This window comes from Actinosynnema mirum DSM 43827 (assembly GCF_000023245.1).
GTDB lineage: Bacteria > Actinomycetota > Actinomycetes > Mycobacteriales > Pseudonocardiaceae > Actinosynnema > Actinosynnema mirum.
In genome coordinates this window covers 1,273,616-1,291,299 of record NC_013093.1, presented here as the reverse complement: position 1 = coordinate 1,291,299, position 17,684 = coordinate 1,273,616, and the positions used below count along the sequence as shown (strand labels likewise).

Genomic DNA, 17,684 nt, shown 5'->3' with positions numbered 1-17,684 from the left:
GTCCCCCTATCCAGTGAACAGCGCGGTCACCTTGCGGATGAGTTCGAACAGCCCGTAGGCCAGCGGCACGCCGACCCACAGCCAGGACACGACCACCAGCGCGGTCCGCTTGTTCCCGGTCTGCCCGACGTCGGCCCGCTCTCCCGTCGTCTCGCTCATGACTTGACCTCCTGAAGGACCGGCTCGTGGTACTTGGCCGCGACCGGCTTGACCAGCTCGTTGGCGACGAACCCGACGACCAGCAGCCCGATCATGATGAACAGCGAGGTCGAGTACAGGTCGGGACCGACCTTGCCCGCGGCCTTCTGGCTGTCCGCGATCGCGTTGATGATCAGCGGCCCGAGCACGCCCGCCGTGGACCACGCGGTCAGCAGGCGGCCGTGGATCGCGCCGACCTGGTAGGTGCCGAACAGGTCCTTCAGGTAGGCCGGGATCGTGGCGAAGCCCGCGCCGTAGAAGGACAGGATCAGCATCGCGCAGAGCACGAACAGCAGCTTGGACGAGCCGCCGAACAGCGCCAGCACCAGGTAGACGAGCGCGCCCGCGCCCAGGTAGAGCCGGTAGATGTTCTTGCGGCCCACGATGTCGGACACCGAGGACCACACGATCCGGCCCGCCATGTTCATCAGCGACAGCAGCGCCACGAAGCCCGCGGCGGCGCTGGCCGCGACCGGGGTCGCGGTGTCGGCGAAGAAGTCCCGGATCATCGGCGAGGCCTTCTCCAGGATGCCGATGCCCGCCGTCACGTTGAAGCACAGCACCACCCACAGGCACCAGAACTGCGGGGTGCGCAGGGCGTTGCGGGCCGAGACGTTGACCGCCGGGGTGGACACGCCCGCCTGGCCGGAACCGGCGGACACGCCCGAGGTGGCCGCCGCGGGCAGGCTCTGCGGCACCCGGATCAGCAGGACGCCGAGGGTCATGAACACCGCGTAGACCACGCCGTGCACCAGGAACGCCATGGCGATCCCGTGCGGGGTGCTGCCGAACGAGCTCAGCATCTGGGCGGACCACGGCGAGGCGATCAACGCTCCGCCGCCGAAGCCCATGATCGCGATGCCGGTGGCCATGCCGGGGCGGTCAGGGAACCACTTCATGAGCGTCGAGACCGGCGAGATGTAGCCGATGCCGAGGCCGATGCCGCCGATGAAGCCGTAGCCCAGGACGACCAGCCAGTACTGCTCGGTCCACGCGCCCAGCGCCGCGACCAGGAAGCCGGTCGAGAAGCAGGACGCGGAGACGAACATCGCCCAGCGCGGGCCGTTGCGCTCGACGAACGTGCCGCCGAACGCGGCCGACAGGCCGAGCATCACGATGGCGAGCTGGAACGGCAGCGCGCTCTGCGTGCCGTTGAGGTCCAGCGCCTTCTCCAGCGGCGGTTTGAATACGCTCCACGCGTACGCCTGTCCGATGGACAGGTGCACCGACAGTGCGGCCGGTGGCACCAACCACCTGTTCCAATCAGGTGAAGCCACCGTCCGCGAACGGTCGAGGAACCCCACTGTTCATCACCTCCGTAACCTTGTGTGGTCGAACCACGGGAAACTTAGCCTGCGAAAGGAGTTCCAGGTGGGCCGTGTCACAGTTCGTCGCCCAGTGGTGACCTATTCGCGCCGGGCAGAACGTCGGAAGGTCGATTCCCTGGCGGCCGAGGAGCCGCTGGAGCTGAGGGTGAACGGCAGAGCGCTCGCCGTCACCATGCGCACGCCGGGCAAGGACGTGGAGCTCGCGCACGGCTTCCTGCTCAGCGAGGGCGTCATCGGCCACCTCTCCGACGTCGCCGTCGCGCGCTTCTGCGAGGGCACCGGCCCGGACGGGGAGAACACCTACAACGTCCTGGACCTGACGCTCGCGGAGGGCGTGCCGCCGCCGGAGGTCGGGGTCGAGCGCAACTTCTACACCACCTCCTCGTGCGGGGTCTGCGGCAAGGCCGCGCTGGACGCGGTCAAGCTCAAGACCCGCTTCTCCCCCGCTGGGGACTCGACCACGGTAGACGTGGACGTGCTCACCGCGCTTCCCGACGACCTGCGGGAACGCCAGAAGGTGTTCGCCTCGACCGGGGGACTGCACGCGGCGGGGCTGTTCACCGCCGACGGTCAGGCGCTGGTGGTGCGGGAGGACGTCGGCAGGCACAACGCCGTCGACAAGGTCCTCGGGTGGGCGGTGCTGAACGACCGGATTCCCCTGACCGGTACGGTTCTCATGGTCTCCGGGCGGGCTTCGTTCGAGCTGGTGCAGAAAGCCGCGATGGCGGGCGTTCCGCTGCTGGCAGCGGTGTCGGCCCCCTCGTCGCTCGCGGCGGACCTGGCCGAGGAGCAGGGCGTGACCCTCGTCGGATTCCTGCGCGGAGACTCGATGAACGTGTACACCGGACACGAGCGGGTGACCGCTTGACTCGTCCACCACGGACGGCCACCGCCAAACGGGCGGTGGCCGCTCCGCTGTGCGACGAGTTCCAGCACTGCGGGTGACGCGCCGACGCCGTCCTGTCACCAGTGGCTGGAGCTCGACTCCGGCCCCGTGTCCGGTGGGAGAAGACGGTCGCCCTCGCGAGCGGTGAAGCGCGCGGGGGCCGGTGTGGGAGGGTGCATGGTCAGCAGGCGCGCGGTTCTGGGCGCGCTCGGCGCTCTCGGGGCGCTGGGGGCGGGCGCCGCGGGGGTGTCCGCCGCGCTCGGTGGCGAGGAGCCCCTGCCGCCCAGGGCGAACCAGGCCGTGGCGGGGGGCGCGATGAGCACCCCGAAGGGCGGCTCGAACGGCTTCAAGCCCGCGGTCCGGCGGTTGCTCGTGCAGTCGGAGCGGTTGTTCTCCGCCCAGCGCGGCAAGGAGATCACCTTCCTGACGGTCGCGCCTCCCGGTGTGGAGACGCTGAAGCTGCCCATGGTGCTGCTGCTGCACGGCCTGTACGGCAAGGCGCAGGACGCGCTCGTGGGCAACCTCCCCGACGTGCTGGTGTCGGCCGTGGCCAAGGGCGCGGTTCCCCCGTTCGGGTTCGTCTCGGTGGACGGGGACAACAACTACTGGCACGAGAACGTGGCGGGCGACGACCCGATGGGGATGCTGCTGGAGGAGGTGCCCCGGTGGCTGGCCGACCGCGGGTTCTCCCGGCCGGTCGCCTGCGCGGGCGTGTCGATGGGCGGGTTCGGGGCCCTGCTGTACGCGCGCCGCAAACTGGAGCGCAAGGAGCGGATCAAGGCGGTCGCGGCGATCTCGCCGGGGCTGCTGACCTCCTGGACGGAGATGTCCAAGCGCAAGGCGTTCCAGGACGTCGGCCAGTGGGAGTCGCTGGACCCGCTGCGGCACCCGGACAAGCTGAAGAACCTGCCCGTCGGGGTGTGGGTCGGCGACCGGGACCCGTTCATCGAGGGAACCCGGAAGTTCATCCAGACGGTGAGACCCGAGGTCGGCTCGGTGACGCCCGGTGGGCACAACGACGAGTTCTACAAGACCATCACCCCGGACGTGGTCCGCTTCCTGGGCAAGCAGCTCAGCACGACGTGAGCGGGCGGCCCGCCGGGGTGGTCAGCGCGGGGTGAGGGGGGTGCGGTTGCTGCGGACCCACTTCAGCGCCGCGCCCCACGGGCCGTAGCCCGCGTCCGTGTTCAGGTGCGCGCCGCCCACGATGACGTCCAGGTCGAGCCTCAGCGCGCCCGCCAGCTCCTTGGCCTGCTCCAGGCTGCAGAACGGGTCGCCCTCGCCGACCACGAGCCTGGTGTCGGCGGAGGCGGCGCGCGGGGCGTCCGGCTCCAGCGGGCAGTCCAGGAACTGCGCGGGGATCGCGATCTCGCCCGCGTAGCGCGGGCTGGGCGGGCCGACCAGCAGCACGCGGTCCACGCGCAGCGCCGGGTCGGTCAGGGTGGCGGCGTGGTGCAGCCACAGCAGGCACGCCAACGAGTGCGCGGCGACGACCCGCTCCACGCCGGTGGGGGCCGCGGCCAGGTGAGCGCGGAGCTCACCCAGCCACACCTCCAGTTCCGGCGCGTCGGGGTCGGTGAACGAGGGCACGTCCACCTGGGCGCCGTGCGCCGCCAGTTCCCCCGCCAACCACGTCTGCCAGTGCTCGGGCCCGGAACCTCCGAGGCCGTGCAGCAGCAGGACGTGGGGCAGGGACACCGGTCAGGCCGACTTCTCGCGGCGCTCCCGGCGGCTGGGCTGCCGGGACACGATGGTCGGGTTCACGTTCTCCTTCACCGTCTGCTCGGTGATGACGACCTTGGCGACGTCGGTGCGGCTCGGGATGTCGTACATCACCGGCAGCAGCACCTCCTCCATGATCGCCCGCAGGCCGCGAGCCCCCGTGCCGCGCAGGATCGCCTGGTCGGCGACCGCCTCCAGCGCGGACTTGGTGAACTCCAGCTCAACGCCGTCCATCTCGAACAGCTTCTGGTACTGCTTGACCAGGGCGTTCTTCGGCTCGGTGAGGATGCGCACCAGGGACGGCTGGTCCAGGTTCGTCACGCTGGCGACCATCGGCAACCGGCCGATGAACTCCGGGATGAGCCCGAACTTGATCAGGTCCTCCGGCATCGACTCGGCGAAGTAGTCCGCCGCGTCGACCTCGGCCTTGGTGCGGACCTCGGCGCCGAAGCCGAGACCGCGCTTGCCGATCCGGTCCTGGATGATCTTCTCGAGACCCGCGAAGGCGCCCGCCACGATGAACAGCACGTTCGTCGTGTCGATCTGGATGAACTCCTGGTGCGGGTGCTTGCGACCGCCCTGCGGGGGCACCGACGCGGTGGTCCCCTCCAGTATCTTCAGCAGGGCCTGCTGCACGCCCTCGCCGGAGACGTCGCGGGTGATCGACGGGTTCTCGCTCTTGCGGGCGATCTTGTCGACCTCGTCGATGTAGATGATCCCGGTCTCGGCCCGCTTGACGTCGTAGTCCGCCGCCTGGATGAGCTTGAGCAGGATGTTCTCGACGTCCTCGCCGACGTAGCCCGCCTCGGTCAGCGCGGTCGCGTCGGCGATGGCGAACGGGACGTTCAGCATCTTCGCGAGCGTCTGCGCGAGGTAGGTCTTGCCGCAGCCGGTGGGGCCGAGCATGAGGATGTTCGACTTGGCCAGCTCGACCCCGTCGTCCCGCCCCTCACGCCCCCGGTCACCCGCCTGGATGCGCTTGTAGTGGTTGTAGACCGCCACCGAGAGAGTCCGCTTGGCCTCGCTCTGGCCGATCACGTACTGGTCGAGGAAGTCGTGGATCTCGGCGGGCTTGGGCAGCTCGTCGAGCTTGACGTCGCCCGCCTCCGCGAGTTCTTCCTCGATGATCTCGTTGCAGAGGTCGATGCACTCATCGCAGATGTAGACGCCGGGACCGGCGATGAGTTTTTTCACCTGCTTCTGGCTCTTGCCGCAGAAAGAGCACTTCAGCAGGTCGCCGCCGTCACCGATACGCGCCATGACCGCTGACCTCTGTCCCCTCCGGCGCACCGGGGGTCGGCGCGCCTGACTGCTGATGAGGCGGGACCCCGCGCGGAGAGCGGGAGACCGCCGTGTTCCCCTCGAAGGTACCTGGCCCACCCGCGTGGGTGGGAGCACCAGCGTGCCCCCGACCCGGCGAACCCGGCGGCAACCCGTCGGGCACGGCGTGTCGGGGGCCGGCCGTCAGGACCTGGCCGAGAGCTTCCGGTAAGGCAGAACGGTGTCGACGATCCCGTACTCCTTGGCCTCCTCGGCCGTCAGGATCTTGTCGCGCTCGATGTCGGCGCGCACCTGCTCCGGGGAGCGGTTGGTGTGGTGCGCCAGGGTGGACTCCAGCAGCCTGCGCACGCGCTGGATCTCGTTCGACTGGATCTCCAGGTCGGACACCTGGCCGTACACGCCCTCGGTGGCGGGCTGGTGGATCAGCACCCGCGCGTTCGGCAGCGCGTGGCGCTTGCCGGGGGTGCCCGCCGCCAGCAGCACGGCCGCCGCGGAGGAGGCCTGGCCGAGGCAGTAGGTCTGGATGTCCGGGCGGACGAACTGCATGGTGTCGTAGATGGCCATCAGCGAGGTGAACGAGCCACCCGGCGAGTTGATGTACATCAGGATGTCCCGGTCCGGGTCCTCGGACTCCAGCACGAGCAGCTGGGCCATCACGTCGTTCGCCGAGGCGTCGTCCACCTGCACGCCGAGGAAGATGATGCGCTCCTCGAACAGCTTGTTGTACGGGTTGGACTCCTTGACGCCGTAGCTCGTGCGCTCGACGAACGAGGGAAGCACGTACCGGGACTGCGGCGCGTGGAACTGGCTCACTGGAATCTCCTGGTCCTGTGCTCGCCGGTCTTCAGTGGGGCCCGCCCGCCTGGTTCAGGCCTGCGGTGCGCCCGCTGCGCCGTGCGAACCCCTTCACCCCGACCTTAACGAAGGCGGGCGGCGTCGCCTTCCCGACACCGCCCGCGTTCGCTCAGGGCTTCACTCCTCGGTGGAGTCGTCCTCGGCGGGCTTGGCCTCGCCGAACAGCTCGTCCAGGTCGAGCTTCTCGCCGGACTCGTCGGTCACGGTCGCCTGGCGCACCACGGTGGCCAGGGCCTTGCCGCGCCGCACGTCCGCGAAGATCGCGCCGAGCTGGCCGGACTGCTGCGCCCGCTTGACGTACTCGTCGGGGCTGACGCCGAAGCGCTGGGCCTGGTAGATGATCCGCTCGGTCAGCTCGGCGTCGGAGACGGTGAGCTGCTCGGCGTCGGCGATGGCGTCCAGCACGAGCTGGGTCTTGACCGCCTGCTCGGACGCGGTGCGGACCTCCGCGTCGAACTCCTCCTTGGTCTGGCCCTGCTCGGCCAGCCAGGCGTCGAAGCGCTCCTGGTCGTGGTCGAAGGAGTGCACCGCGTCGTGCTCGCGGACCTCGATCTCGCTCTGCACGACGGCCTCGGGCAGCGGGACCTCGACGCCGGCGAGCAGCGCCTCCAGGACCTTGTCGCGGGCCTCGACGCCCTGCTGCATCTTCTTCACCCGGCCGAGGCGGGTGCGCAGGTCGTCCTTGAGCTCGTCGAGCGTGTCGAACTCGCTGGCCAGCTGCGCGAACTCGTCGTCCAGCTCGGGGAGCTGGCGCTCCTTCACGCTGCTGAGGACCACGACGACGTCGGCGTCGCGGCCCGCGTGGTCGCCCGCGACCAGCTTGGTGGTGAAGTTCTTGGTCTCGCCCTCGGAGGCGCCGACCAGGGCCTCGTCGATGCCCTCGACGAGCTGGCCGGAGCCGATCTCGTAGGACAGGCCGGAGGTCTTGGCCTCCTCGACCTCCTCGCCGTCGACGGTGGCGGACAGGTCGACCACGACGAAGTCACCCTGCTGGGCGGGGCGCTTCACACCGGTGAGGGTGCCGAAGCGGGCGCGCAGCTCGTCGAGCTGGGTGGCCACGTCCTCGTCGGTGACCTCCTGCTCGCCGACGCTCACCGACAGCTCGCCGAAGGCGGGCACGGTGATCTCGGGGCGGACGTCGACCTCGGCGGTGAACTCGATGGTGTCACCGTCCTCGATCTTGGTCACCTCGAAGTCGGGACGGCCCAGGGTGCGCAGCTCGCCGGAGTTCACGGCCTCCAGGTACTTCGCCGGGATGGCCTCCTGCACGACCTCGTCCAGGACGGGAGCGCGACCGATGCGGCTCTCCAGGACGCGGGCGGGGACCTTGCCGGGGCGGAAGCCGGGGATGCGGACCTGCTTGGCCAGCTTGCGGTACGCGCGGTCGAAGTCCGACTTGAGCTCGTCGAACGGCACCTCGACGTTGATCCGGACCCGCGTCGGGCTCAGGTGCTCGACGGTGCTCTTCAACGTGGTCTCCTCGTAACGGGACGTGCGGAACACCCCGCAGCGCCCAGGGTCGGGCGGCTGACGGGATTCGCCTGAGTCTAGGCGAGGCCGCCCCCGGCCGGGGTGGCACCCCGCGACCGGGTGGTTCACGTGCGGGTGCGCGCGCCCGGCGCGGCGCGCGCGGTGCGAGAGGTGGGCGGTCCGGCGGCGCGCGGTTTTCCGACATGGCGCGCGCACGAAATAGTTTTCGGCGGGTCGGGCGCCGTCGAATCGACTCGGGGTCGGGTTTTCCGCGCCACCCCGGAAGCGGACGAACCGGGCGGGCGAACCGGGCGGACGGTGCGCGGACAACGGGCGCGACCGCCGCGGTGCGCCGGTTTGGGCAGCCTTTACCGCCCTCCCGGTCACCCATTCCGCCGTTGCGGGGAACATCCGCGTACCAGTGGCCCCCGGCGGACACGCGGCCCAGCACCCGCTAGGCCGTTCGCAGGACGTCGTGGTGCACCGGGAGCGTGAAACCGAACGTAACCGGACAGCGGCGGGCTCAAGTGGGGTAACACTGGCGCCGCAGCGCACTCTTACCCACAGCGACGAACGCGGCGGAACGCTACCCTTTACAGGTGAAGTGAGGCCATTCGGAGCACCGGTGCGCAGAAAACTTTCACGCCCGGAGATGACTCCACTCGCCGTAGTCCATTAGTGTGGGATTCCGGTACCGTTGCGCCGCAGGCCGCAAGAAGGCGGCCAGGAAAGACGATTAACTCATCCGGGCGCCCCGCCGTCGTGCACGTGAACGCGACGGGCGACCGGGAACGGAACGAGCGAGACATGTCATCGCGCTCTTTACCACCTACCAGAAAAGGTGCCGATGACCCCGATGAAGACCATTCCGCCGATTCCCCCGAACACGCGGGCGTCCGCCCGTCCGCCGCTCGGGCAACCGCACGACGGGCTTGCGCGCCACCCGGAACCCCAGGGCCCGGCCGCGAGGCGATGTTGACCCGACCCCCGGCCACCAGCCGGGACAGGCCGACCACCGCCACGCGCGGAACCCACGGCGAACCGCCTCTCGCCGTGATCCACCACGGACCGTTGGGGAGTTCCATGGAGACCCGTCAACTTCTGGCGTTCACCACAGTGGTGCAGACCGGCAGCTTCACGAAGGCCGCCGCCACGCTGAACTGCTCTCAGCCCACGATCACCACCAGGATCAAGGCGCTGGAGGAGACCCTCGGCGTCGCCCTGTTCCGCAGGTTGCCGCGCGGCATCCAGATGACCTCCGCCGGGGTCGAGCTGCTGCCGTTCGCGCGCAACATCATCACGCTCACCGACAAGGCCCGCAAGGCGATCACCATGAACGGGGAGCCGCACGGGCACCTCGTGATAGGCAGCGCCCAGAGCCTCACCGACTACCGGCTCTTACCCCTGATCGAGTACATGTGCTGGCGCTACCCGAGCGTCCAGATCTCGCTGCACTCGCGAACAACCCGGTCGAACCTGGCCGCCGTGCGCGAGGGCAGGTTGGACTGCGCGTTCTTCATCGGCCCGGTCGAGCAGCGGGACGGTCTGGAGACGACGGTGCTGTGCCCCGAACCGCTGGTGATGGTCGCGGGCCCCGGCCACGCGCTGGCGCGGTCGGGCGCGGTCACCGAGGCGGACCTGCGGGGCAGCACGCTGGTCAGGGCCGAGAACGGGGCGAGCTACCACGAGCAGTTCGAGCGGGCGCTCGGGCTGCACGAGGCCGAGTCGCGGTCGCCGGTGCTGGCCCTGGACTCGGTCGACGCGGCCAAGCGGGCGGTCGCCTCAGGGCTGGGCATCTCGCTGGTGCCGGAGGTCACGGTCGCCGCGGAGCTGGCGGACGGCAGGCTCAGCCGCATCGGCTGGACCCCGCCGTTCCGGGTGTTCACCCAGTTCGCGTGGCGCCAGGACAACTCGGCGAACCCGTCGGTGACCGCGCTGGTCTCGGCGGCGGCGCAGGTGGTGAGCGAGCAGGTGGCCGCGACACCCGCGTAGGGCGTCGACGTGCAGGGTCGTGGATGCGGAGCGGCCCCCTCGTGCTGCGCAGAGGGGGCCGAGACCGTCGGGGCGACAGGATTTGAACCTGCGACCCCCCGCTCCCAAAGCGGGTGCGCTACCAAACTGCGCCACGCCCCGGTCACCAGGAGCTTAGCGCGACGCGCTAAGCTGTTTTCAGCACCCACCCGGTGGGCGCTGCGCGGGTGTAGCTCAATGGTAGAGCCCCAGCCTTCCAAGCTGGTCATGCGGGTTCGATTCCCGTCACCCGCTCCACCAGATCGTCACTGGTAGAGCCTTCGAAGACCGTCCCGAGTGGACGGTCTTCGGCGTTTCCGGGCAGACTCGCGCCTCCTCCGAGCCTCCTCCGCGCCCCTTGAAGCCACCCCCCTGCGCGGTCGTGCCGCGCGGGCCGCGAGCGCTGCGGGGTGGGGCGGCGCTCGTCCGGTCGGGACGGCGCGGTCCACGAACGGCCGCACGGGACGGGTGGGCGCCACCCGGAATCCCGCGCTGCCCGATCGGGCGCGTGGGCGGATCGGATGACGTCCGCCGACTTCCGGGAAATTCCCCGCCCCGCGAACGTGAGCGCTCCACCGCTCGTCGCGCCGAATGCGGAACCGGAAATGCGCCCGCCGGCTTTTCCCGCCGCGCGCGCCGGAACGGGGGCGGGCAACCGCGCTGGTCGCGGGCCGCGCGCGCGGGCGACACGGCATTGCGCGGGTGCCCGGAGAGCAATGCCCCAGCGGTTAGCATTGTCCGGCCCGGAACAGCGCGCCACGCACCGGCAGAATTGCTTTCCCCATTCGGATTACCCACGAATGGATGACAACAGCGGACGGAAGGCGGGCCGTGGAACTCGACGTCGATTCCCTTGCCGACGCCATCGCGCAGATCCTTCGGTTGAAGGTCACGCGGTCGGGTGAGGCGTACACGTACCGCATCGGGGACTTCCGCTCGATCCCCACCGCGGCCTCGGAGCTGGCCGCGGTGGCGGCCTCGGTGGCGGCGCACCGGCCGCTCGACGGGACCGCCGTCGCCTCCGACAAGTCCTTCGAGGTGCTGGTGCAGTTCAGCAGGCCCAGCGGGAACCTGCGCAGGCTCCTCGGCGAGGGCCTGGTGCTCGCCGACGACCAGCAGGGCGTGCGCTACGAGGTCGGCCCGCCCAGCGTGGGCTACCTGCTGCGGGTGCGGGACGTGCTCAAGGAGCGCGGCGTGCCCGCCGACCGGATCGTGTTCGGCCCCTTCGACCCCAAGCGGCTGGTGGAGGAGCGGCAGGAGCGCGACTGGACGGTGTTCGAGCTGCTGCGCGAGGCAACCAGCCTGCTCACCCTGCGGATCACCTCCGAGCGCCCGCGCGCCGCGACGTCCTGGACGTCCTCGGCGCAGGCGGTGCTGTTCCACCTCGCCTACAACCTGGACGTGGCGCTGGTGCCCGCGCGCTCCTTCGACGACGTGGTGCGGCCCTCGGTGATCTCGCGGGTGCGCAGGGCGCGCGCGGGCGACGTGGACGTGCCGCGCCGCGCGTACGTCGGCGACCTGGTGCACCACTACCAGCTGGGGGTGTCGGCGGACAGCCCGGTGCTGGAGTTCCTGTCCTACTACCACGTCGCCGAGCACTTCTTCGAGAGCGCGTACCAGGACGACCTGATCAACCAGGTGCAGCAGTCGCTCACCGCGCCCGCGTTCTCCTACCGGCGCAAGAAGGACCTGCGGGAGCTGATCCGCAAGGTCGGGCGGGCCGCGCGGGTGGAGGGCGACGAGATCGTGGTCAACGAGCAGGTCGCGCTGCGGCTGGTGCTCCAGCGGCACGTGGACCTCGCCGTGCTCGCCCAGGACCTGACCACCTACGACCGCGGGCTGGTCGAGCACTACGCGACGCGGACGGTCCGGTTCGCCGAGGGCGACAAGGTGGACCTGCGCGGGCGGGACTCGGCGCTGGTGCTCAGCGCGCTCAGCCGCCGCATCCTCAAGACCCGCAACGCCCTGGTGCACGGGCGCGAGGGCATCAAGGGCCGGTTCACGCCGTTCGCCGACGACGAGCACCTGGCTCCGGAGGTGCCGCTGGCGCGGTTCGTGGCCGAGCAGATCATCGTGTCGACCTCGACCCCCGGCGCGGGGTGAGCGCGGCTAGCCGAGCAGGCGGGGTCCGAACTGGACGGCCAGCACCACGAGCAGGAACCCGATCGCGGTGGTGGACAGGCACCTGAGCAGCACCAGCAGCTTCGCGCGCGTCATCGGGCCAGTGTGCACACCGGGCGCGCCGCGCGCGGGCAGGCGCCGCCGGTCGGGGGGAAATCGCTTCGCGCTCTCCCCCGTGCGGGCGTATGAACGCGGCATGGCGTTCACCACCAGGAGCTTCGCGATCACCGAGCTGGGCGACTTCCAGCGGCTGTCCGACGCCGCCTTCCTCCAGGACACCACCGAACCCGAGCGGTGGCTGCCGCTGTTCGAGGCGCCCCGCAGCACGGCAGTGCTGGACGGCGACGAGCTGATCGGCGGGGCGACCATCTGCTCCCGGCGGCTGACGCTGCCCGGCGCGGGCCAGCACCCGGTGGCGGCGGTGACCGGCGTGGCGGTCAAGCCCGGCCACCGCAGGCGCGGGGTGCTCACCGAGCTGATGCGGGTCCAGCTGCACGGGCTGCGCGAGGGCGGGCGCGAGGCGATCGCGGCGCTGTGGGCGTCCGAGGCGGGGATCTACGGGCGGTTCGGGTACGGGCACGCGGCCGACTTCCAGGCGCTGTCGCTCCCGCGCGGGGCCGCGTTCGCGCCGCACGTGGGCGTCGGCGACGCGCGGGTGAGGGAGCTCCCGCGCGCGGAGGCGATGCCGTTCATGGTGGAGCTGCGGCAGGAGCTGGCGCCCCGGCGGACCGGGTGGCTGTCCAGGAGCGCGGCGAACTGGCAGATCCACTTCGCCGACGAGCCGTCCGATCGGGACGGGCTCAGCGCCTACCGGTACGCGGTTCACCCGGACGGGTACGCGGTGTACCGGGTCAAGCACGACTGGGGGCACTCCGGGCCCCGGCACGAGGCGCACGTGCGGGAGCTGGTGGCGCGCACGGACGAGGCGTACGCGGCGCTCTACCGGTACCTGCTGGACCTGGACATGGTCGGCTCGGTCGAGCAGTACGCGGGGTCCGGCGAGCCGGTGACCCGGTTGCTGGCCGACCCGAGGGCGGCGTCGCGGCGGCTCGTGGACTCGTTGTGGGTGCGGCTGGTGGACGTGGAGCGGGCGCTGCCGCTGCGGCGATACGCGGTGGACGTGGACGTCGTGCTGGAGGTCGTGGACGGGTTCTGCCCGTGGAACGCGGGACGGTGGCGGTTCGCGGTGCGGGACGGGGTGGCGTCGGTGGCGCGGACGGAGGCGGACGCGGAAGTGGTGGCGAGCGCCCGCGCGCTGGGGGCGGCGTTCCTGGGCGGGGTGCGGCTCAGCGCCCTGGGCGCGGCGCAGGAGGTGCGGGAGGTGACGCCGGGGGCGCTCTCCCGGTTGACGCTGGCGTTCCTGGGTGTGGAGGAGCCGCACTGCGCGGAGGTGTTCTGAGCCGGATTCGACCCGAACGGGCGGTTTCCCGGCCCGTGCGGGGAACTAGGCGATGGCCGCTCTCGTTCTACCGGGCAGAACGTGATGGTGGACGGACGGCCGACAACCCTGGAGGGAACCGTGGGCACCGCAGTCGTGCTCGTGCTGCTCGTGGTCGTGGCGGGCGCGATCTTCGTGTCCTCGCGCAACCGCGCGGCGGCCCGGCAGCGCGAGCTCGAGGACGCGCAGGCCGACGCGCGGCGCTGGGTCGAGCGGCTCGGCGGGCAGGTGATGTCGCTGACCGGCGCCGACACCGCGTCGACGCAGGCCCTCGCCGACGCCTCCGAGCGGTTCACCGCCGCGGGGTCGCAGATGGAGCAGGCCAAGACGGTCGAGCAGTGCAGGCTCGTGACGCAGACCGCGATGGAGGGCCTGTACTACGTGCGGGCCGCGCGGACCGCCATGGGCCTGGACCCCGGCCCCGAGCTGCCGGACCTCACCGGCCAGGGCAAGGCGGGCCGGGTCTCCGAGGACCGGAACGTCAGCGTGGAGGGCCACAGCTACGCGGCCTCGCCGCAGCCGGGCCAGGGCACGCCGCACTACTACCCCGGTGGCGTGGTCGCGGGTCGACCGGTGCCCCAGGGCTGGTACAGCGAGCCGTGGTGGAAGCCCGCGCTGGTCGCGGGCGCCTGGGGCGTCGGCTCGATGCTGCTGATGAGCGCGATGTTCTCCGGGATGTCCGGGGTGTCGCCGGACGTGCTGAACGAGGCCTACGCCGACGGGTACGCGGACGGCGCCGAGGGCGCTGACGGCGGCGACGGCGGCGGTGACGCGGGCGGCGGCGACTCCGGCGGGTTCGACGGCGGGGGCTTCGACGGCGGGGGCGACTTCGGCGGCGGCTTCGACTTCTGATCGCCGAGAGCTCTGACTCCCGAGAACGCCGAGGGCGGCTCCCCCGCGGGGGAGCCGCCCTCGGCGTTTCAGCCCCGCTGGCAGGTCGGGCACCAGTAGAGGTTGCGGGCGGCCAGGACGGCGTGGGCCACCGGGGTCCCGCACACCAGGCAGGGCTGCCCGGCGCGCCGGTAGACGTAGACCTCGCCGCCGTGCCGGTCCTCGCGCGGGGCGCGGCCGGTCACCTCGGGCAGGTGCGCGGGGCGGACGGTGTCGATGCGGCCCGCCTTCACGCCGTCGCGCATCAGGGCCACCAGGTCCGGCCACATCGCCGCCCACAGCTCCTCGTCCACGGCACTGCCCTGCTTCATCGGGTCGAGGCCGTGCCGGAACAGCAGTTCCGCGCGGTAGATGTTGCCGATCCCCGCCACGACCTTCTGGTCCATCAGCAGGGTCGCCAGCGGCTGCTTGGAGCGCCGGACGCGGGCCAGCGCCTCGGCGGGCTTGGCGTCGCGGCGCAGCGGGTCGGGGCCGAGGCGGGCGCGCAGCGCCGCGACCCCGTCCAGCGTCAGCACCTCGCACGCGGCCGGGCCGCGCAGGTCCGTCCAATTCCGCTCGCCCACGATCCGCATCCGCACCTGGCCCACCGGCTCGGTCACCGGCGGCTCGTGCTCGGCGAACTTGCCGTACAGGCCCAGGTGGACGTGCACGATCGCGTCCGGGCCGTACACGTGGAGCAGGTGCTTGCCGTGCGCCTCGGCCTTGACCAGCACCCGGCCGTCCACGGCCTCGGCGGCGAAGCGGCCCTGCGGGCTGGTCACGGTGAGCGCCTGGCCCGCGTAGACGCGCTGGTGCAGCCGCGCGATGCGGTGCAGGACGTGGCCCTCAGGCATCGGCCGACCCCGGACGCGCCTCGGGCGTGAAGGGGACCACCGAGCACAGGTGGGTGCGGATCGTCGTGCGCGGGTCGCGGGCCAGGAGCTCGCGGGCCAGCGCCTCGGCGCGCGGGCGGTCGTGGCGGCCCAGCACGGCGCACAGGTCGGCCGCCTGCAGCAGCCGGTCGAAGTCCGGCTCGTCGGCGCGGTCCAGGCAGCGCCGCACGGCGTCCGCCAGCGCGTCGGCCAGCTCGGGCTCGTCGGCCGCGTGGGCCAGCTGCCAGTGGAAGCGGACCTCGTCGGCGCGGGCCAGCAGCTCGCGCAGCGCGGTCAACCTGCCCGGCTCGTCGTCGGTGCGCCCCCTGCCCTCGGCGACCGCGCCCGCCAGCTCCGGGAACGAGTAGTCGCCGTCGGTGCCCGCGCGGAACTCGCCGTACCAGGGGGAGCCCCGGCCCGCGCGCGCGATCGCCGCCACGACCGGGTACACCGGGCCGTGACCCCACGCGGTGAGCGCGAGGACCGCGAGGAACCGGTGGTAGCCCTCGGCGGACTCGTCGGTGAGCAGCGCCCTGAGGTCCGCGACCCGCGCCAGGTAGCGCGGGTCGCCCGAGTAGAGCACCTCGTCGGGGAAGGTGAGCGGTTCGCCGTCCGCGTCGCGGAACAGCAGCTCGCGCGCGGTGGGCATCAGGGCAGGGCCGGGGCCTGACCGGTGCGCTCGTACTCGGCGAGGATGTCGATGCGCCGGGCGTGCCGCTCCTGCTCGGAGAACGGGGTCGCGAGGAACGCCTCGACGATCGCCGTCGCCTCCTCGGTGGTGTGCATCCGGCCGCCGACGCCGATCAGCTGGGCGTTGTTGTGCTGGCGGGCGAGCTGGGCGGTCTCGACGTTGTAGGCCAGGGCGCAGCGGGCGCCGGGGACCTTGTTCGCCGCGATCTGCTCCCCGTTGCCGGAGCCGCCGATCACGATGCCCAGGCTGCCCTCGTCGGCGACGACGCGGCGGGCCGCCTCGATGCAGAACGGGGGGTAGTCGTCCTCGGCGTCGTACACCGCCGGGCCGACGTCGACGACCTCGTGGCCCGTCTCGGTCAGGTACTGCACGAGGTGGGTCTTCAGCTCGAAGCCCGCGTGGTCCGATCCAAGGTAAACGCGCACGTCGGTGAAGTCTGCCATCCTGCGCGCCGTGTTCGGACAACAGGGTTGCCGGGTCAGGCTGGAGTGGGGCGGCGAGGGGGTGTCCGCGCTGGGCGGTGAGTGCGCGGTCCTCGTGGTGGTCGACGTTCTGTCGTTCACGACGGCGGTGGACATCGCCGTAAGCCGGGGCGCGAGCGTGCGGCCGGTGGTGTGGGACGAGCGGGGCTCGGTCGTCGGGTCGCGGTGGGCGCTGCGGCCCTCGTCGCTGCTGGAGGTCCCGCCGGGCGAGGAGGTCGTGCTGGCCTCGCCCAACGGGGCGACGCTGTGCGCGCTCGCCGGGGCGACGGGGGCGGTGGTGCTGGCCGGGTGCCTGCGCAACGCGGGCGCGGTGGCCGCCGCCGCGGTGGAGCTGGCGGGCGGCGGGCCGATCGGGGTGGTCCCGGCCGGGGAGCGGTGGGGCGTGGACCTGACCTCGGGGACTCCCGCCTCGGCGGGACCGCTGCGGCCGTGCGCCGAGGACCTGCTGGGCGCGGGCGCGGTCGTGGCCGGGCTGGTGGGGGCGCTGGCGGGCGAGGACGACCTGCCGCAGGACGGGCTGCTGTCGGTCGAGGCGCGGCTGGCCGCGACGGCGTGGGCGGGCGCCGACGTGGCGGTGGCGCTGCGCGGGTGCGGCTCGGGGCGGGAGCTGATCGCGGCGGGGCGCACGGCCGACGTCGAGCTGGCGGCGCTGGTCGGCGCGAGCACGTCCGCGCCCCGGCTCGTCGACGGCGTGCTGCGGGCGCACTCACCCGGACGGGTGCCCGATCAACGGCCGGAAAGCGCTTAACTTTTCACCCTTAAAGGTGAAGCCAGCCCCGCAGCGGCACGGGTTCGCGCCGCTGCGGGGAGCCGGTCTCAGGAGAAGTCGAGCGACCCGGTGCGGGTGCGCTTGAGCTCGAAGAACTCCGGGAAGCCCGCGAGCAGCCTGGCGCCGTCGAAGACCTTCACCGCGTCCTCGCCGCGCGGGATCTTCGTGAGCACGGGCCCGAAGAACGCCACCCCGTCGATGTGGATGGTGGGCGTGCCGACGTCCATGCCCACCGGGTCCATGCCCCGGTGGTGGCTGGCCTTGAGCTCCTCGTCGTGCTCGGTGGAGGTGGCGGCGGCGGCCAGCTCGGCGGGCAGCCCGACCTCCTCCAGGGCGAGCTTGATGACCTCGTCCCAGTCCTTGTTGCCCTCGTTGTGGATGCGGGTGCCCAGCGCGGTGTACAGGTCGCGCAGCACCGCGTTGCCGTGCGCCTTCTCGGCCGCGATCGCCACCCGGACGGGCCCCCAGCCCTTGTCCATCATCTCGCGGTACTGCGGCTCGAGGTCGCGGCCCTCGTTGAGGACGGACAAGCTCATGACGTGGAACTCCAGGTCGAGGTCCCGGTGCTTCTCGACCTCCAGGATCCACCGGGAGGTGATCCACGCGAACGGGCAGAGCGGGTCGAAGTAGAAGTCGACCTTGGTGCTGCCTGCTGACGACATGCTGCTGTCCTCACTGCCGGTGCGGTCGT

General features: G+C 71.7%; 17 protein-coding genes and 2 tRNA genes. 8 read left to right on the top strand and 11 right to left on the bottom strand.

The features are described 5' to 3' along the window. Nucleotides 1-6 precede the first annotated feature (6 nt). Nucleotides 7-159 carry an MFS transporter small subunit gene (locus AMIR_RS40005; RefSeq protein WP_015800004.1) on the bottom strand — a complete coding sequence of 51 codons (153 nt, stop codon included), beginning with the start codon at nucleotides 157-159 and terminating at the stop codon, nucleotides 7-9. Then, a complete protein-coding gene (locus tag AMIR_RS05820) occupies nucleotides 156-1,502 on the bottom strand; it encodes an OFA family MFS transporter (RefSeq protein ID WP_015800003.1) in 1,347 nt (448 codons plus the stop codon). The genes AMIR_RS40005 and AMIR_RS05820 overlap by 4 nt, the downstream gene beginning before the upstream one ends. Nucleotides 1,503-1,569: 67 nt before the next feature. On the opposite strand from AMIR_RS05820, the gene fdhD reads away from it, so the two are divergent. Together fdhD and AMIR_RS05810 are read left to right on the top strand one after the other, a co-directional pair. Further along, nucleotides 1,570-2,394 carry a formate dehydrogenase accessory sulfurtransferase FdhD gene (gene fdhD / locus AMIR_RS05815; RefSeq protein ID WP_015800002.1) on the top strand — a complete coding sequence of 275 codons (825 nt, stop codon included), beginning with the start codon at nucleotides 1,570-1,572 and terminating at the stop codon, nucleotides 2,392-2,394. Nucleotides 2,395-2,589: 195 nt separating this feature from the next. After that, entirely contained in the window at nucleotides 2,590-3,498 is a 909-nt protein-coding gene (locus AMIR_RS05810) for an alpha/beta hydrolase (RefSeq protein WP_015800001.1), read from the top strand. A 21-nt stretch (nucleotides 3,499-3,519) separates the two neighbouring features. Here AMIR_RS05810 and AMIR_RS05805 read toward each other — a convergent pair whose 3' ends face one another. The 4 genes from AMIR_RS05805 to tig all read right to left on the bottom strand — a co-directional run bounded on the left by AMIR_RS05805 (nucleotide 3,520) and on the right by tig (nucleotide 7,740). Continuing rightward, nucleotides 3,520-4,110: an RBBP9/YdeN family alpha/beta hydrolase gene (locus AMIR_RS05805; protein ID WP_015800000.1), complete on the bottom strand. Its 591-nt coding sequence runs from the start codon at nucleotides 4,108-4,110 to the stop codon at nucleotides 3,520-3,522. A 3-nt stretch (nucleotides 4,111-4,113) separates the two neighbouring features. Further along, nucleotides 4,114-5,394, bottom strand: coding sequence for an ATP-dependent Clp protease ATP-binding subunit ClpX (gene clpX / locus AMIR_RS05800; RefSeq protein ID WP_015799999.1), 1,281 nt, complete (start codon nucleotides 5,392-5,394; stop codon nucleotides 4,114-4,116). A 204-nt stretch (nucleotides 5,395-5,598) separates the two neighbouring features. After that, nucleotides 5,599-6,228 carry an ATP-dependent Clp protease proteolytic subunit gene (locus AMIR_RS05795; RefSeq protein WP_015799998.1) on the bottom strand — a complete coding sequence of 210 codons (630 nt, stop codon included), beginning with the start codon at nucleotides 6,226-6,228 and terminating at the stop codon, nucleotides 5,599-5,601. Nucleotides 6,229-6,387: 159 nt separating this feature from the next. Further along, the gene (tig, locus tag AMIR_RS05790; RefSeq protein WP_015799997.1) at nucleotides 6,388-7,740 is read right to left on the bottom strand and encodes a trigger factor; all 1,353 of its coding nucleotides are present in this window, start codon (nucleotides 7,738-7,740) and stop codon (nucleotides 6,388-6,390) included. Nucleotides 7,741-8,823: 1,083 nt separating this feature from the next. On the opposite strand from tig, the gene AMIR_RS05785 reads away from it, so the two are divergent. Then, entirely contained in the window at nucleotides 8,824-9,732 is a 909-nt protein-coding gene (locus AMIR_RS05785; protein WP_015799996.1) for a LysR family transcriptional regulator, read from the top strand. A gap of 67 nt (nucleotides 9,733-9,799) precedes the next feature. On the opposite strand, the gene AMIR_RS05780 is transcribed toward AMIR_RS05785, so the two are convergent. Continuing rightward, nucleotides 9,800-9,873, bottom strand: a tRNA-Pro gene (locus AMIR_RS05780). A gap of 61 nt (nucleotides 9,874-9,934) precedes the next feature. Here AMIR_RS05780 and AMIR_RS05775 point away from each other — a divergent pair. From AMIR_RS05775 to AMIR_RS05760, 4 genes are all read left to right on the top strand, one after another. Then, nucleotides 9,935-10,008 (top strand) — tRNA-Gly (locus AMIR_RS05775). A 546-nt stretch (nucleotides 10,009-10,554) separates the two neighbouring features. Beyond that, a complete protein-coding gene (locus AMIR_RS05770) occupies nucleotides 10,555-11,853 on the top strand; it encodes a hypothetical protein (protein WP_015799995.1) in 1,299 nt (432 codons plus the stop codon). A gap of 214 nt (nucleotides 11,854-12,067) precedes the next feature. Continuing rightward, the gene (locus tag AMIR_RS05765) at nucleotides 12,068-13,270 is read left to right on the top strand and encodes a GNAT family N-acetyltransferase (protein WP_015799994.1); all 1,203 of its coding nucleotides are present in this window, start codon (nucleotides 12,068-12,070) and stop codon (nucleotides 13,268-13,270) included. A 120-nt stretch (nucleotides 13,271-13,390) separates the two neighbouring features. Continuing rightward, nucleotides 13,391-14,161, top strand: a complete 771-nt coding sequence (locus tag AMIR_RS05760) for a hypothetical protein (RefSeq protein WP_012783765.1) — start codon at nucleotides 13,391-13,393, stop codon at nucleotides 14,159-14,161. Between the two features lie 68 nt (nucleotides 14,162-14,229). Here the strand turns inward: AMIR_RS05760 and AMIR_RS05755 are convergent, their stop codons facing one another. The 3 genes from AMIR_RS05755 to AMIR_RS05745 are packed head-to-tail and all read right to left on the bottom strand — an operon-like array spanning nucleotide 14,230 to nucleotide 16,167. Further along, on the bottom strand, nucleotides 14,230-15,033 hold the full coding sequence (locus tag AMIR_RS05755) for an Fpg/Nei family DNA glycosylase (protein ID WP_012783764.1): 804 nt from the start codon (nucleotides 15,031-15,033) through the stop codon (nucleotides 14,230-14,232). Further along, nucleotides 15,026-15,700 carry a hypothetical protein gene (locus tag AMIR_RS05750; RefSeq protein WP_012783763.1) on the bottom strand — a complete coding sequence of 225 codons (675 nt, stop codon included), beginning with the start codon at nucleotides 15,698-15,700 and terminating at the stop codon, nucleotides 15,026-15,028. Before AMIR_RS05750 ends, AMIR_RS05755 begins: the two co-directional genes overlap by 8 nt. Beyond that, entirely contained in the window at nucleotides 15,700-16,167 is a 468-nt protein-coding gene (locus AMIR_RS05745) for a ribose-5-phosphate isomerase (RefSeq protein WP_041836603.1), read from the bottom strand. The genes AMIR_RS05750 and AMIR_RS05745 overlap by 1 nt, the downstream gene beginning before the upstream one ends. A 28-nt stretch (nucleotides 16,168-16,195) precedes the next feature. Between AMIR_RS05745 and AMIR_RS05740 the strand changes: the two genes are divergently transcribed. Beyond that, the gene (locus tag AMIR_RS05740; protein ID WP_012783761.1) at nucleotides 16,196-16,972 is read left to right on the top strand and encodes a 2-phosphosulfolactate phosphatase; all 777 of its coding nucleotides are present in this window, start codon (nucleotides 16,196-16,198) and stop codon (nucleotides 16,970-16,972) included. A 68-nt stretch (nucleotides 16,973-17,040) separates the two neighbouring features. Here AMIR_RS05740 and AMIR_RS05735 read toward each other — a convergent pair whose 3' ends face one another. Next, a complete protein-coding gene (locus tag AMIR_RS05735) occupies nucleotides 17,041-17,655 on the bottom strand; it encodes a mycothiol-dependent nitroreductase Rv2466c family protein (protein ID WP_012783760.1) in 615 nt (204 codons plus the stop codon). Nucleotides 17,656-17,684 lie beyond the last annotated feature (29 nt).